This window comes from Bradyrhizobium yuanmingense (assembly GCF_900094575.1).
GTDB classification, from domain to species: Bacteria; Pseudomonadota; Alphaproteobacteria; order Rhizobiales; family Xanthobacteraceae; genus Bradyrhizobium; species Bradyrhizobium yuanmingense.
In genome coordinates this window covers 258163-271919 of the sequence record NZ_FMAE01000002.1, presented here as the reverse complement: position 1 = coordinate 271919, position 13757 = coordinate 258163, and the positions used below count along the sequence as shown (strand labels likewise).

Genomic DNA, 13757 nt, shown 5'->3' with positions numbered 1-13757 from the left:
GCGCATCGGCCGGATCGCCCGCTCCAGGCCCGGCATGACGATCATTTCGGGGCCCCCTGTTTCGACTTCGAGACGACGAAGATGTGCCACGTCGTCAGAAACATTGCAGCGACGAGCGGGCCGATCACGAACCCGTTCGCTCCGAACGTCGCAAGGCCGCCCAGCGTGGCGAGCAGCACGATATAGCTCGGCATCTGAATCGACTGGCCGACCAGGATCGGGCGGAGAAAATTGTCCGCAAGGCCGATCACGAAGGTGCCGAAAGCGAGCAGGATGAGTCCCTTCGTGACCGAACCTGCCACAAGCAGGTAAAGCGCAACCGGAACCCAGACCAGCGCGGAGCCGAGCACCGGCAGCAGCGAGAGCAGCGCCATCAGCGCGCCCGCCAGCAGCGGCGCGGTGAGGCCGAGCAGCCAGAAGATGAGCCCGCCGAGTGCTCCCTGTATCAACGCGACGAGAACGATCCCCTTGATCGTTCCACGAACCGCCAGGGTGAAGACATCGAGAATTTCCGCGGTATGGTTCGGGCTCAGCGGGAGCGCCTCGCGAATGCGGGCATTGAGCTCGTCACCGTCGCGCAGCAGGAAGAACAGCAGGTACAGCATCACGAGCAGGCTTGCGACGAACTCCAGCGTCACCTGACCGATGTTGATCGCGTGCCCGGCCAGCTGTTGTCCGGCAGGGACGACCAGACCCGACAGGCGTTCCCTCAGGGCCGAAAAATCGATGCCGGCCAGGCGGTCTCCGAGCGACACAGCCCAGGCGGGCAGCGCGGATTTCAGCTGCTGCAGGGGATGAGAGAGGCTGATCTCCCCGCTCTGAACGCGCTGATACAGCTCCCCGCCCTGGTCGATCAGCGACGCGATGATGACCGCCACGGGGATCAGGACCATGACGACCACCACGATGACGGTGACGAGGGCGGCAAGGTTGTGCTTTTCGGGCACGGATCTCAGCACCCGCCGATAGAACGGGGCGAAGATGATGGCCAGCAGCGTGGCCCACAACACGGCACCGGAGAACGGCCAAAGCACCCAGACGAACGCGACGGAGATCGCGCCGAGCAGGATGAGGAATGAACGATTCTCCGATGTTCTCACGTGTTCGCCAGCTCTTCGCTCGTTCGCCAGAGGATGTCCGTAGCACAACATCGTGGCGGAGCGGCAGGTCCTCACCTGCCCGCTTTTGCGATCCAATCCGCAAGCGTGATGCGCCCTGCGAAGGTGGCGGGACCCGAGCTGCCGGCCTTGTAGACGAAGGCCTCGCCTTCCCCGACGTTGCCGGCGTCCTTGCCGAAGGCATCGGCGATGTTGGTCTTGTGGGTGACCAGGACGGTGTTGGTGCCGGACTGCGGCGGCGCATCGACGAGCTGACGCACGGCCTGCCCGGCCTTGGCATTGGCGCCGGTCGGGTTTGCCATTCCCGATGCGCTGGCGTTGCTGCTGTCGGTCAGGGCATCGACCGGCTTGACCTCACGGCCGGAGATCAGCTTGCCGGCCTCGACCGCGCGGTTCAGCCGGCTGGTGTAGACGTCGCCGATGGGGATCGCGAGGTCCTTGATCGCCGTCCCGATCTGGCGCGCCGCGTCCCTGCCCTTCTCGCTGAGCTGACGCTGGGCACTCATGTCGTCGAACTTGAAGGGATAGACATCCTTCTGGCTGTCGTCAGTCGCGGTGTGTCGGAAGATCAGGACGTAGCCGCCCTGCTTGAGCGACGAGATGAGGTCCGGTGTGTCGGCGGCTGCGTGGCGGGAGATTCCAGCCAGGAGAACAATCAGGGCGAGGCGGCAAAGCACGTTCATGCGCAAAATCCTTTGGTTGCAAAATGCCCCCGGTGGGATCGTGACGCGCAACGCGCTCGATTTCAATTGCGATCGTCAGACGAGCTCAGGTTCCCGTGAGATCCGGAACCGTCTGGTGCCGGGACGCGGCAAGGCCCGCCAGCGCCTCCTCGAGCTTCTCACGGTCGACCGGCTTGATCAGAAATCCGTTCATGCCCGCCTCGAAACAGGCATAACGATCCTCCACCAGGGTGTTGGCGGTGAGCGCCAGGATCGGCGTCCGGGAATCGCCCAGCGCGGCCTCGTGCGCGCGGATGCGCTTTGTCGCCTCGATGCCGTCGAGCTGCGGCATCTGGATGTCCATCAGCACGAGATCGTAGGGCGTGCCGGCCGATGAGGCGGCGAGCCAGGATTCCAGCGCGGCCTCGCCATGGACGGCAATGACGACGCGATGGCCGAGCTTGGTCAGCAGCGAGCGCATCAGCAAGGCGTTGATTTCGTTGTCCTCGGCGACGAGGATCGACAGGCCTTTCGCCGGTGCGGGGCCGGCGGAGACCGGCGGCGGCTCCGGCGCGAGATCGGGCGAGGCGACCTCCGGCGTCAAAGCAAGGCGTGCGGCGAGCGAGGCCGCGCGCAGCGGCTTCACCAGAAAGCCGGTGAAAGCCGGCGACAGCTTCTCGTGGCGCGAGCTCGACGTCAGCAGAACGAGGCGCTGCAAGGCATGCGCGCGGGCGGCCTCACCGAGCTGATCGGCCGCGGCTGGGCCGATCGCCCGATCGATCAGCACCGTGTGCCAGGAGCGTTCCGGCAGCAATGCTTCGGCGACCGCCGCATCTGCAACCAGGCAGGTCTGGCCGCCCCAGCGTTCGAGGCGCCGCGCGATGAGCGAGGCTTCGATGCCGTCGGCGACGAGGAGCATCGACTTGCCGGTGAGGTCGGGACTCGGAAATGCGGTCTGCCCAGCGCCGCCTTGCGACGGCGGAAGCGGCACCGCGACCTCGAAGGTCGAGCCCTTGCCCGGCTCGCTCGTGAGCGTGATCCGGCCGCCCATGCGCTTGACGATGCGCTCGCTGATGGCGAGGCCAAGTCCGGTGCCGCCATAGGTGCGGGCGACGCGCTCGTCGGCCTGCTCGAATTCGCGGAAGATGCGCTGCTGGGCTTCGGCTGCGATGCCGATGCCGGTGTCGCGAACCAGGAAGCTGATTTCGGTCGGCCAGATGCCGGGCTCGACGATCAGTGCCACGCCGCCGCTGCTCGTGAACTTGATGGCGTTGCCGGCGAGGTTGAGCAGCACCTGGCGCAACCGCGCGGCGTCGCCGACCACTTCGAGCGGCAGGCGCTCGTCGACATAGGCGGCGATCTCGAGCGACTTCGCCTGCGCGCGCGGCGCGAGCAGCTCGGTGATCTCTTCGACCAGGGTCGAGAGCGCGAAGGGACGTTGATCGAGGTCGAGCTTGCCGGCCTCGATCTTGGAATAGTCGAGCAGCTCCTCGATTAGCGCCATCAAGGCTTCGCCCGAGGTCTTCACCGCCTTGGCATAGGTCGCCTGCTCCGGCGTCAGATCGGTGTCGAGCAACAGGCCGCCCATACCGATGATGCCGTTCAGGGGGGTGCGGATCTCGTGCGAGGCCATCGCCAGGAAGCGCGACTTGGCGCGGTTGGCGGCGTCGGCCTGGTCGCGCGCGTCGGACAATGCGCGCTCGGTCTCGGTGCGGTCGGTGACGTCGCGTCCGACGCTCTGCAACTCGGCGGGCTGGCCGGCATCGAGGCGGACATAGCCCTCGCGCCAGGCGATCCAGCGCGCGCCGAGCGGGGTTGCGATCTTCTGGTCGTGGATGCGCGTGCCGCTGCTCTCGCGGGCACTGTCGCCCTGCTCCAGCACGTCGAAATCGAATCGCGTGCCGACCAGCGCGCTGCGCGCCTGTCCCGCGAGCGCGCAATAGGCCTCGTTGGCAAAGGTGACGCGGCCGTCGGTAGCGCGCAGCACGATGAGGTCGCCCTGCTGCTCGAACAGGCTGCGGGCGCGCTCTTCCGCTTCCTTCAGCTCCCAATTGCGGTCGATCAAGGCTTCGTTGTGGGCGGCGAGCGTCCGCAGCCGCTTATTGACGAAGCGCAGACGCATGCTCAGCGTCGCAAGGCCGAGGCAGGCGAGCGCGAACAGGAAGCTGGCACCGATCGCAAAGGTATGGGGATCGTAGCCGGAATTGTCCGACCGGCTGCCGGAGACGAAACCATAGGCGCCGCAAAACGTCGCCGAGAAGATCATGAAGGAGCGGATCGCGAAAGCGAGCCTCGGATGCCGTCGCCTGAAACGACGCATGCGCACCTTGATCCGGAACGTCCGACCCATCGCAACCGACCCTTGCCTGAAACCCCGCCGCCGCGTGCGACGATGGCCCGCCGACCTTGCGAACAAATTGCGGCGGTGGCGCCGCCTCCGAACAGGGTTGACGAGACGTTAACGGGTCAGAGCATGATCCGGACCCGAAGGGCCGCGTTAGCGAAAAGTGTGCAGCGGTTTTCCTTCGCGACAAACGCGGAACGCGTTTGCGCGGAGATCATGCTCAAACACAAAGCTCTAAAGCGATGCCGCCTGGAAGCGGCCATGGCCGCCGCGGGCGCCGACGATCAGCGCCGCCGCCTCGCGCGGCGAGAACGTCTTTGAGCGCACATAGATGCGGTAATCCGCCGGTCCTTCGCTGGAGAGATAGACCACCTGGCCGCCGTCGACCGGCTGCGCGGCGATCGAGACGAGACGCGTCGAAGGGCTGGCCTGGCAGGTGTCAGGCTCGGAGCCGAGGCCGTCGTCGACCACGGCAAAATCCGCGGCGTCGGCATCCTCGGTGATCTGGACCCGCACCGTCGCCTGCGCGGGATCGTCGGTGAAGGCGACATGCACGCCGGCGGTCCAGAACAGCGAGGTGAGCTCGACCGATGTGTCGCCCAGCGCGATGCAGGGATGCGATACCGATCCGATCTCGGCGCGGGCGAACACCGCAGCCGCCAGCAGGGGAACAGCCGAGGCCAGGAACTTGAAACGCAACATGACGCTCTACTCGCTAGGCCCCGGGAACTCACAACCGAAACGCGTCGGGCCTTATGGTTTGCAGAGCGTAAAGGAAAGTCGTTACCGCCGGGTTGATGCGCGGAATGATCAAGCCAGCTGGCGCACATCCTCCGCGAGTGCGCGGTACGACAGCGCTTCGGCGAGGTGCAGCCGGCCGATCTTGTCGGCATGGTCGAGGTCGGCCAGCGTGCGCGCCACCCGCAGCACGCGGTGATAGCCGCGCGCCGACAGGCGCATGGTCTCCGCGGCGTCGCGCAGCAGTTTTTGGCCCTGCGCGTCCGGCTTTGCGATCTCCTCCAGCACGGAGGCGGGGGCTTCAGCATTGGTGCGGACATGGGGCAGGCCTGCATCCGCATAGCGCGCCAGCTGGATGTCGCGCGCCGCCGCCACGCGGGCAGCGACCTCGGCCGATCCTTCCGACGGCGGCGGCAGGATCAGGTCGGCGGCCGTCACCGCCGGCACCTCGATGCGCAGATCGATGCGGTCCATCAGCGGACCGGAGATGCGCGCCTGGTAATCGCCGGTGCAGCGGTCGATGCGGCCGCGCTTGCAGGCATAGCCGGGCTCGAACGCATTGCCGCAGCGGCAGGGATTCATCGCCGCGACCAGCATGAAGCGGGCAGGGTAGGTGACGCGATGATTGGCGCGCGACACCGCGACCTCGCCGTTCTCCAGCGGCTGGCGCAGCGAATCCAGCACGCGCGGATCGAACTCCGGCAATTCGTCGAGGAACAGCACGCCCTGATGTGCCAGCGAGATCTCGCCGGGCTTGGCGCGCGCGCCGCCGCCGGTGAGCGCGGCCATGCTGGCGGAATGGTGCGGCGAGCGGAACGGGCGCCGCGCCGTCAGCGCGCCGCCTTCGATCTCGCCGGCGACCGAGGCGATCATCGAGACCTCGAGCAGCTCGCTCGGCGACAGCGGCGGCAGGATCGAGGGCAGGCGCGCGGCCAGCATCGATTTGCCGGCGCCCGGCGCGCCGATCATGAGCAGGTGGTGCCCGCCGGCGGCCGCGATCTCCAGCGCGCGCTTGGCGCTTTCCTGGCCCTTGATGTCGCGCAGGTCGAGCGGCGAGGCGGCGGCCTCGTGCACCTTCGGCGTCGGCCGCGACAGCACCTGGGTGCCCTTGAAATGGTTGGCGATCTGGATCAGCGAGTGTGCGGCAATGATCTGGATGTCCGGGCTCGCCCATGCCGCTTCGGAGCCGCAGGACGCCGGGCAGATCAGACCTTCCTCGCGCATATTGGCGCCGATCGCGGCGGGAAGGACGCCGGCCACCGGCGCGATCGAGCCGTCGAGGCCGAGCTCGCCGAGCACGGTGAAGCCGGTCAGCGCATCGGGCGGGATGGCGCCGATCGCGGCCATCAGCCCGAGCGCGATCGGCAGGTCGTAATGGCTGCCCTCCTTCGGGAGGTCGGCCGGGGCCAGATTGACGATGATCCGTCGCGCCGGCAGCGCCAGCCCCGAGGCGATCAGCGCCGAGCGCACCCTCTCGCGCGCCTCCGACACCGCCTTGTCCGGCAGGCCGACGATGGCAAAGGCCGGCAGGCCGGGCGCGACCTGCACCTGCACGTCGACCGCGCGGGCCTCGATCCCCTCAAAGGCGACGGTAGAAACCCGCTGAACCATGCCGAACCAGCCTGCCCATTGCTGCAATTAGGGGTAGCAGAGCGCGGCCGTTTCCGCAAGAACAATACGGGAACAATCGCTTGGCGGCCGGTCAAATCCTAACCAATCGTAAACGCAGCCCAGACACTACGTCTCGAATGCCACCTTCTCTCCTCAGCACATTCCAACGAATGTCCGCTACTCCTAGGGCTGCGGGATGGGCCGTGGTCTAACGGGTGAACAGTTCAAATGCTTGCAAATCGCCGGAGAAGCGAACGTCGGGTGTGCAGCCGTCTCGCCAAGATTCATTTTGGCGCGGGCTCGCTGCCGCGGGATTGCACGATCACGGACATTTCGGATGGCGGCGTGAAAGTGGTGGCGGAATTTCTGGAAGTGCCGCCGCAATTCACCATCATCTTCGCGCCTGATTATTCCCGCCAATGCCGCCTGCGCTGGCGCATCGGCTGCGAATTCGGCGCCGAGTTCGTCGACTGAACCTCAACAGGCGCGCCTCCTTAACGGGACTTTAGCGTTAATGGGTAAGCATCTCTGATCAGTTGCCGAGTGATCAGAGTATGCCCAAGCGTTCGTTCCTCGCCTTTCCCCCGGCGGGATATCTGTGTTCCGCCGTCCTGATCCTCGCGCTCGGCGGCTGTCAGACGGCCGGCATCGACGACGTCACCGGTGCGCTCGGCGGCAAGCGGGAGTCCGCCGCCAAGTTTGAAGGCAAGTCCGACAGCAAGGCCGACCCCACGCCGGAGATGGACGCACTTCGCGAGCGTTATCGCGCCAAGCCGAGCGATCCCGCCATTGCTCTCGAATACGGCAAGGCGCTGCGTGGCAGCGGCCAGCGCGCGCAGGCGGTCGCAGTGCTGGAGCAGGCCGTGCTCGCCCGTCCCGGCAACAAGGCGCTGCTCGCCGGCTACGGCCGCGCGCTCGCCGACAACGGCAATTTCCAGCAGGCCTTCGACGTCCTCGGCCGGGCGCATTCGCCCGAGGATCCCGATTGGCGCATCCTGTCGGCGCAGGGCGCTGTGCTCGACCAGCTCGGCCGCAACGAGGAAGCCCAGCAATATTACGCCGCGGCGTTGAAGATCGTGCCGAACGAGCCGACCGTGCTGTCCAATCTCGGCCTGTCCTACATGCTGCAGAATAATCTATCGAAGGCGGAACAGGTGCTCGGCCGCGCCCATCAGCGCAATCAGAACGATGCGCGGGTCCGCGCCAATCTGGCGCTCGTGCTGGGATTGCAGGGTCGCGAGGCCGAGGCCGAAATCCTCGTCAAGGCAGATCTGCCGCCGGACCAGGCCGCGGCCAAGGTCGCGGCGCTGAAGCAGCTGCTGGCGAAAAAGCAGCAGCGGGCGGACAGGTAGTCCGCCCTAGAGCATGATCCGGACCCGAAGGGCCGCGTCAGCGCAAAGTGTGAAGCGGTTTTCCCTCGCGACAAACGCGGAAGGCGTTTGCGCGGAGATCATGCTCAAATAAGCCGCGCCTACGACGCCTTGCGATGCGGGGCCGAGCTGCGTCCTGACTTGCCCTTCAGCTTCTTCAAAAGCGGCTCGAGCAGCGAGCGCTTCGGCTTCTTCACCTCGCCGCGGCCGGCGAGGCGGTTCGCCATATTCTGGAACAGAACGGTGGTGCGGTGGGTCCTGGAGACCTCCGCGATCATCTGGCCGTTATTGGCCGCGGTCGAGAACAGTTTCGAATCGAACGGGATCACCGCGATCGGCTGGCTCTCCATGGTCTTGGCGAAGGCCTTGACCTCGATCTCCGCACGCTTGTGCATGCCGACCTGGTTGAGGCAGTACAGCGACGGCCGGTCGTTCGGTCGCGCCGCCTTCAGCACGCTCAGCATGTTCTTGGTGTTGCGCAAGTTAGCGAGATCGGGCTCGGCCACGATCACGATGTCGTCGGCGTTCACCAGCGCGCGCCGGGTCCAGCCGGACCATTGATGGGGCACGTCGAGCACGATGCAGGGCGTCGTCATGCGCAGCGTGTCGAACACGGCATCGAAGGCTTCAGCACCGAAATCGTAGACGCGGTCGAGCGTGGCGGGCGCTGCCAGGAGGCTGAGGCGATCGGTGCATTTGGCGAGCAGGCGCTCCATCAGCGCCGTGTCCGGCCGGTCCTGCGACAGCACCGCGTTGGCGATGCCCTGCACCGGATCCTGGTTGTAGTCGAGGCCCGCGGTGCCGAAGGCGAGGTCGAGATCGATCACGACGGAATCGAGCGAGAGATCGCGGGCGATGGTCCAGGCCAAATTATGCGCGACGGTGGACGCGCCGACGCCGCCCTTGGCGCCGACCACGGCGATGACGCGGCCGGTGATGATGGCTTCCGAGGCCGAGAACAGGCTGCAGATCGAGCGGACCACGTCGATGGTTTCGACCGGGCCGACCACGTAGTCGTTGACGCCGCGGCGCACCAGCTCGCGATAGGGCGCGGTGTCGCTGGGGCTGCCGATCACGACCACGCGTGTGCCGGGATCGCAGACGCCGGCGAGGTCGTCCAGTCCTTCGAGGATGTCGCGCGTGCCGTCGGACTCGATGACGATCACGTTCGGCGTCGGCATCGATTCATAGGCTTCGATCGCCGCGGCGAGGCCGCCATCCTTGGCGCTGAGATGGGCCTTGGCGAGCCGGCGGTCCTGGCCAGCCGCGGTCACCGCCTTGAGCGTCTGCTCGGTCTCGCAGAAGGCTTGCACCGAAATGCGAGGAACCGGGGCGATGTGTTCCTCGGGATGCTGCGGATCGTCCGCGTGTTCGTCGTGGATGCCTGTCATTTGGCGGTATCGCTGAGTTTGGCCTTGTCGGATTCGGGATAGGTGGTCGTCGTCGTCGTGCCCTTGCGATAGCGATCGAACGCGATGTCGCGCCGTGCGGTATAGGCGGGCGTCTCGGCGCGCGGTTGCTCGAGGTCAGCCGGGTTGTCGATCATCGCGGCGAGATTGCGCTGGCTGGCGCAGCCCAGATTGAAATAGGGGCGGTTCTCGGTGTAGCCGGGGTTGAGGATATTGGGGCCGACGTCTTCGGGCCAAAGCCCGCAGGGGCCGGCGACCGCGGTGATCTTGGAATAGCTCAGGCGGATGATGGGCAGCAGCCCGGGATCATGAGGGCGATAGGGCCGCTGGACGATGGCGCGCGACGGCACGCCGCCGGACGTGAGCACCGAGCGGATCTCCTGATAGGTTGCGGCGGCCGCGCGCGAATTGGCGGTGTCGACCGGCACATCGACGACGACCGAGCCGGTGCCTTCGCGCATCCAGTCCCGCGCGATGCCCGCGACGTCCGAATGCTGCGCAGCCGAGAGGCCGCCTCTGCTCTTGCCGACGAAGATCACGATCGACTTCTTGCCTTCCTGCACCGCAATCGGATGGCGCTGGCGATAATCGGTCGGCACCGTCTGGGTGACGATCTCGGTGGTGTTGCAGGCGCCGAGCATGACGGAGAGGCCCGTCAGTGCCAGCGCGAGCCGCAAATTGCGCCGTCGATCGGCTGATGTTGTCCTCATCCCCTGATCCCCCTGCCCCTGCCTTGCCCGGTCCCCAAACCGTTCGTCTCAGTCGATGATGAAGCCGAAATCGCCCGGCGTGCCGGCCACCGGATCGACACGGCTCGCGATGCCATAGAGGCGGTTGACCCTGCCGAGCAGCGCCCTCTGTGCGTCCGAGGCCGGCGCGAAGCCGTCGTCGGGCCGCGACAATTCCTTCTGGGCAACCGCGCGCACCACGTAAGGCGTCACGATCACCATCAGCTCGGTCTCGTTGTTGACGAAGTCCTGGCTGCGGAACAGCGCGCCGATGATCGGCACTTGGTCGACACCAGGCAGTCCGTTGATCGCCTGCTTGGTCTGCTGCTGGATCAGGCCGGCCATCGCCATCGAGCCGCCCGAGGGAATTTCCAGCGTCGTTTCGGCGCGGCGGGTCTGGATCGATGGAATGGTGATCGAGTTGGTCGAGGACCCGGTCACGGCCTGCGTTAACGTGATCGAGTTGGTGTTCGACAGCTCCGAGACCTCGGTCATCACGCGCAGGCTGATGCGGCCTTCGCTGAGCACGACCGGGGTGAAGTTCAGCGAGATGCCGAACTTCTTGTAGGTGACCTGGGTGGTACAGACGTGAGTGACCGGATCGCAGGCGTAGCCCCCGGGAATCGGGAATTCGCCGCCGGCGATGAAAGTGGCGGATTCGCCCGAGATCGCGGTCAGACTCGGTTCGGCCAGGGTCCGCATGACGCCGGCGCTTTCCATTGCCCGCATCGTGGCGTTGACGGTGGCGACGCCCTTGGCGAGGCCGGTGACGCCGAGCCCATTACTGCTGACGATCGGTCCGCCAGAGACCGAGAATGGGTTGGAATTGTTGAAATTCACCACCGCCGTGCCGGCATTCAGGCTGGCGCTGAGATCGACGCCGAGCTGCTTGACGATGTCGCGGCGGACTTCGCCGACCACGACCTTGAGCATGACCTGGTCGCGGCCGCGCACGACGATGTTGTTGACGACCTTGTCCGCGCCGCCGACCAGCTTTGCGGCAACGTCGCCGGCCTGCTGGGCCTCGACCGGGCTCGACACCGAGCCGGTCAGCATCACGCTGTCGCCGACGCCCTCGATCTGGACGCCCGGCAGCGACTGGCGCAATGCCGAACGCATGCCGTTGAGGTCGCGCTTCACCGCGATGTCATAGGAGGCGACCTGCTGGCCATCGGCCGCGAAGAACACGACGTTGGTCTGGCCGACCTGGCCGCCGATGATATAGGCGCGCTGGGCCGAGCGGATCACCGCATTGGCGATCTTGGGATCGGCCACCAGCACGTCCTTGACCTCGCGCGGCAGGTCGATGACGACGGACTTGCCGATGCCGAGCGACAGAAAGCGCGACCGCGCCGGTGCGATCGTCCCAACCGACGACAAGCCGAGATCCGACGCCTGCATCGGCGCCTGGTCGCCGACCGGCGCCTCCGCAGCACTGAGGACGCCGGAAGCCGTGAGTAGCCCCAGCACCAACATCGTCCCCGCCAGGACCGAGCGCGCGCGCTTCCCCCGAATGCGCAGGCCCGTCCGATCACCCCCGTAGTTCATGCTGTCCCCATCACTTCTGTGACGTCAGTTGCCGTGCCTGGACGCCGTAACGGATTACGTTCACGCCGCCCGGGCGCTTGATCGCCTGGTCCTCGGGCGTGCCGTCGACTGCGTTGGCATCGACGATGCTGCGCAGCGCGAGTGTCAGAGTGCCGCCCTGGCGTGCGGCCGAAAGCGTAGCGATCTGGTCGGGCCGCAGCTCGAGCGTGACGGTCTTGCCGACCACCGCGTTCTGGCCCTCCTTTTCCTTCGGGGCCTGGTCGATCGCGAGCACACGAATGTTGGTGAGAATGACCTCGGACAGGATGAGGTCGTTGCCGCCGGTCGGGCCGTTGGTGTTGCCGCCGTCCGGATTCTTCAGCCGGCGGGTCAGGACGATGTCGACGCGGTCATTCGGCAGGATGAAGCCGCCGGCGCCGGTTTCGGCTGAAATCTCGGTGGAGACGGCACGCATCCCGGACGGCAGGATCGCGGCCATGAAGCCGGAGCCTTCGGCCTTGACCAGCTTCTGCTCGCGGATCGGCTCGCCCTGCATCAACGGCACGCGCGCGATCGAGCCCGCGATCTGGGTCGGTGCCTCGGGCCTGCTGTCGCGGCGGATGAAGGCGCTGCTGGCGGTTGCCGCGGGCCAGGCCTGCCATTGCAGGTCCTCGGGCTTGACGGCCTGGCCGAGCTGGATGTCGTTCTTGGCGATGAGGACCTCGACCGTCGGCAGCTTCTCGGCGACGGGCAGGACGGCCGCGGGCGGATTCTGATAGCCGCTCGCCAGATATGCAGCGACGCCGCCGGCGCCGAGAGCGATGACGAGAACGACAATGCGTGCGGTATTCATACGCTTCTACTCTTACGCGGGGCACTCGAACCGCACCTGGCGTGTTCCCCCGCATCGATGAGTAGGGAGCAAAAGTATAAGGGGTGTTGCGAGGCCGAACGCGATGGCCGACCGCGATGCTGGTTTTCGGCAGATGGTGAACGCGGCGTTATTGGGTCAGCCAACGGCCCCGTAGTTTCACGTACGCGGGCGGGCGTGTTCGCATGACGCGCGGGGCGTCATGGTGAACGGGTGGTTAGTGATGGGAACGTTTGCCCCGGCGTCGGTACCGGTGACCCGTCATCCTGAGGTGCGAGGCTTGCGATGCAACGCATCGCAAGGTGAGCCTCGAAGGATGTACGGCCGCGATGCAGCCGGGCCGTCGCCCTTCGAGGGCCGCTGAAGAAGCGGCCACCTCAGGGTGACGGTGATGGATTAAGTATCCCGACTCCGAAAACGGCGGGCGCTACTTCTTCCGCTTCGCTTCGATCACGTCCCAGATCTTCGCGGCGACGTCAGGACCGCCGAGCCGTGCGATGGCGCGGATGCCGGTGGGTGAGGTCACGTTGATCTCGGTGAGATTGCCGTTGATGACGTCGATGCCGACGAACAGCAGGCCGCGCTCGCGCAGCGCCGGGCCGACCGTGGCGCAGATCTCGCGCTCGCGCGGGGTGAGCTCCGTCTCCTGCGCCGCGCCGCCGCGCACCATGTTGGAGCGGAGGTCGTCGGCGGCCGGCACGCGGTTCACCGCGCCGGCGAACTCGCCGTCGACCAAGATGATGCGCTTGTCGCCGTGCTTCACCTCGGGGATGAATTGCTGGATCACCCAGGGCTCCCTGAACGTCACCGAGAACATGTCGAACAGCGAGCCGAAATTCATGTCCTGCGGCATCACGCGGAACACCGCCGCGCCGCCATGGCCGTGCAGCGGCTTCATGACCACCGCGCCGTACTTGTCGCGGAACGCGTTGATCTCATCCAGGTCGCGCGAGATCAGCGTCGGCGGCATCAGCTGCGGAAAATTCATCACGAACAGCTTTTCCGGCGCGTTGCGCACCGAGGCGGGATCGTTGACGACCAGCGTCTTCGGATGGATGCGCTCCAGGAAATGCGTCGAGGTGATGTAGGCGAGGTCGAACGGCGGATCCTGGCGCAGCAGCACCACGTCGAACCCGTTCAGCGCCTCGCGCCTGGGCTCGCCGAGGGTGAAATGGTCGCCTGGCTCGTCGCGCACGGTCAGGAGCTGAACCGGCGCGACCAGCTCCTCGCCGACCATCGAGAGCTTGTCGGGCGTGTAATAGGACAGGCCATGGCCGCGCTTCTGCGCCTCCAAGAGCAGCGCGAAGGTGGAATCGCCCTTGATGTTGATGCGGGCGATGGGGTCCATCTGGACGGCGACGTTCAGTTTCATGGGCTGC

The 13757-nt window shown here is 66.4% G+C and carries 12 protein-coding genes; 2 read left to right on the top strand and 10 right to left on the bottom strand.

What is annotated here, in order from left to right; genetic code table 11:
- Positions 1–41: 41 nt before the first annotated feature.
- From GA0061099_RS06320 to GA0061099_RS06300, 5 genes are all read right to left on the bottom strand, one after another.
- On the bottom strand, positions 42–1100 hold the full coding sequence (locus GA0061099_RS06320) for an AI-2E family transporter (RefSeq protein WP_036003187.1): 1059 nt from the start codon (positions 1098–1100) through the stop codon (positions 42–44).
- Positions 1101–1171: 71 nt separating this feature from the next.
- Complete coding sequence (locus GA0061099_RS06315) at positions 1172–1801, bottom strand: histidine phosphatase family protein (protein ID WP_036024309.1); 630 nt, start codon at positions 1799–1801, stop codon at positions 1172–1174.
- 85 nt (positions 1802–1886) lie between these two features.
- Positions 1887–4130, bottom strand: a complete 2244-nt coding sequence (locus tag GA0061099_RS06310) for a PAS domain-containing hybrid sensor histidine kinase/response regulator (protein ID WP_036024310.1) — start codon at positions 4128–4130, stop codon at positions 1887–1889.
- 228 nt (positions 4131–4358) lie between these two features.
- A complete protein-coding gene (locus GA0061099_RS06305) occupies positions 4359–4826 on the bottom strand; it encodes a hypothetical protein (RefSeq protein ID WP_036024312.1) in 468 nt (155 codons plus the stop codon).
- Positions 4827–4934: 108 nt separating this feature from the next.
- Positions 4935–6473 carry a YifB family Mg chelatase-like AAA ATPase gene (locus tag GA0061099_RS06300; protein WP_036024313.1) on the bottom strand — a complete coding sequence of 513 codons (1539 nt, stop codon included), beginning with the start codon at positions 6471–6473 and terminating at the stop codon, positions 4935–4937.
- A 228-nt stretch (positions 6474–6701) separates the two neighbouring features.
- Between GA0061099_RS06300 and GA0061099_RS06295 the strand changes: the two genes are divergently transcribed.
- Together GA0061099_RS06295 and GA0061099_RS06290 are read left to right on the top strand one after the other, a co-directional pair.
- Positions 6702–6947, top strand: a complete 246-nt coding sequence (locus tag GA0061099_RS06295; RefSeq protein WP_018644993.1) for a PilZ domain-containing protein — start codon at positions 6702–6704, stop codon at positions 6945–6947.
- 80 nt (positions 6948–7027) lie between these two features.
- Positions 7028–7825, top strand: coding sequence for a tetratricopeptide repeat protein (locus GA0061099_RS06290; RefSeq protein ID WP_036024314.1), 798 nt, complete (start codon positions 7028–7030; stop codon positions 7823–7825).
- 119 nt (positions 7826–7944) lie between these two features.
- On the opposite strand, the gene GA0061099_RS06285 is transcribed toward GA0061099_RS06290, so the two are convergent.
- The 5 genes from GA0061099_RS06285 to gshB all read right to left on the bottom strand — a co-directional run bounded on the left by GA0061099_RS06285 (position 7945) and on the right by gshB (position 13750).
- Entirely contained in the window at positions 7945–9234 is a 1290-nt protein-coding gene (locus GA0061099_RS06285) for a CpaE/TadZ family protein (protein ID WP_036024316.1), read from the bottom strand.
- Positions 9231–9962 carry a CpaD family pilus assembly protein gene (locus GA0061099_RS06280; RefSeq protein ID WP_036024318.1) on the bottom strand — a complete coding sequence of 244 codons (732 nt, stop codon included), beginning with the start codon at positions 9960–9962 and terminating at the stop codon, positions 9231–9233. Before GA0061099_RS06280 ends, GA0061099_RS06285 begins: the two co-directional genes overlap by 4 nt.
- Before the next feature lie 48 nt (positions 9963–10010).
- Positions 10011–11528: a type II and III secretion system protein family protein gene (locus GA0061099_RS06275; protein WP_036024321.1), complete on the bottom strand. Its 1518-nt coding sequence runs from the start codon at positions 11526–11528 to the stop codon at positions 10011–10013.
- A gap of 10 nt (positions 11529–11538) precedes the next feature.
- Positions 11539–12360 (bottom strand): Flp pilus assembly protein CpaB, encoded by an 822-nt coding sequence (gene cpaB / locus GA0061099_RS06270; RefSeq protein ID WP_036024324.1) that lies wholly within the window; start codon positions 12358–12360, stop codon positions 11539–11541.
- Positions 12361–12805: 445 nt separating this feature from the next.
- Positions 12806–13750 (bottom strand): glutathione synthase, encoded by a 945-nt coding sequence (gene gshB, locus GA0061099_RS06265; protein ID WP_036024326.1) that lies wholly within the window; start codon positions 13748–13750, stop codon positions 12806–12808.
- Positions 13751–13757: the final 7 nt, after the last annotated feature.

Bases quoted from the DNA above. Each gene is read 5' to 3' on its own strand.
- GA0061099_RS06285 (WP_036024316.1), bottom strand. From the start codon at position 9,234: ATGACAGGCATCCACGACGAACACGCGGACGATCCGCAGCATCCCGAG.
- gshB (WP_036024326.1), bottom strand. From the start codon at position 13,750: ATGAAACTGAACGTCGCCGTCCAGATGGACCCCATCGCCCGCATCAAC.
- GA0061099_RS06305 (WP_036024312.1), bottom strand. From the start codon at position 4,826: ATGTTGCGTTTCAAGTTCCTGGCCTCGGCTGTTCCCCTGCTGGCGGCT.
- GA0061099_RS06315 (WP_036024309.1), bottom strand. From the start codon at position 1,801: ATGAACGTGCTTTGCCGCCTCGCCCTGATTGTTCTCCTGGCTGGAATC.
- GA0061099_RS06310 (WP_036024310.1), bottom strand. From the start codon at position 4,130: ATGGGTCGGACGTTCCGGATCAAGGTGCGCATGCGTCGTTTCAGGCGA.
- GA0061099_RS06295 (WP_018644993.1), top strand. From the start codon at position 6,702: ATGCTTGCAAATCGCCGGAGAAGCGAACGTCGGGTGTGCAGCCGTCTC.
- GA0061099_RS06300 (WP_036024313.1), bottom strand. From the start codon at position 6,473: ATGGTTCAGCGGGTTTCTACCGTCGCCTTTGAGGGGATCGAGGCCCGC.
- cpaB (WP_036024324.1), bottom strand. From the start codon at position 12,360: ATGAATACCGCACGCATTGTCGTTCTCGTCATCGCTCTCGGCGCCGGC.
- GA0061099_RS06275 (WP_036024321.1), bottom strand. From the start codon at position 11,528: ATGAACTACGGGGGTGATCGGACGGGCCTGCGCATTCGGGGGAAGCGC.
- GA0061099_RS06280 (WP_036024318.1), bottom strand. From the start codon at position 9,962: ATGAGGACAACATCAGCCGATCGACGGCGCAATTTGCGGCTCGCGCTG.
- GA0061099_RS06290 (WP_036024314.1), top strand. From the start codon at position 7,028: ATGCCCAAGCGTTCGTTCCTCGCCTTTCCCCCGGCGGGATATCTGTGT.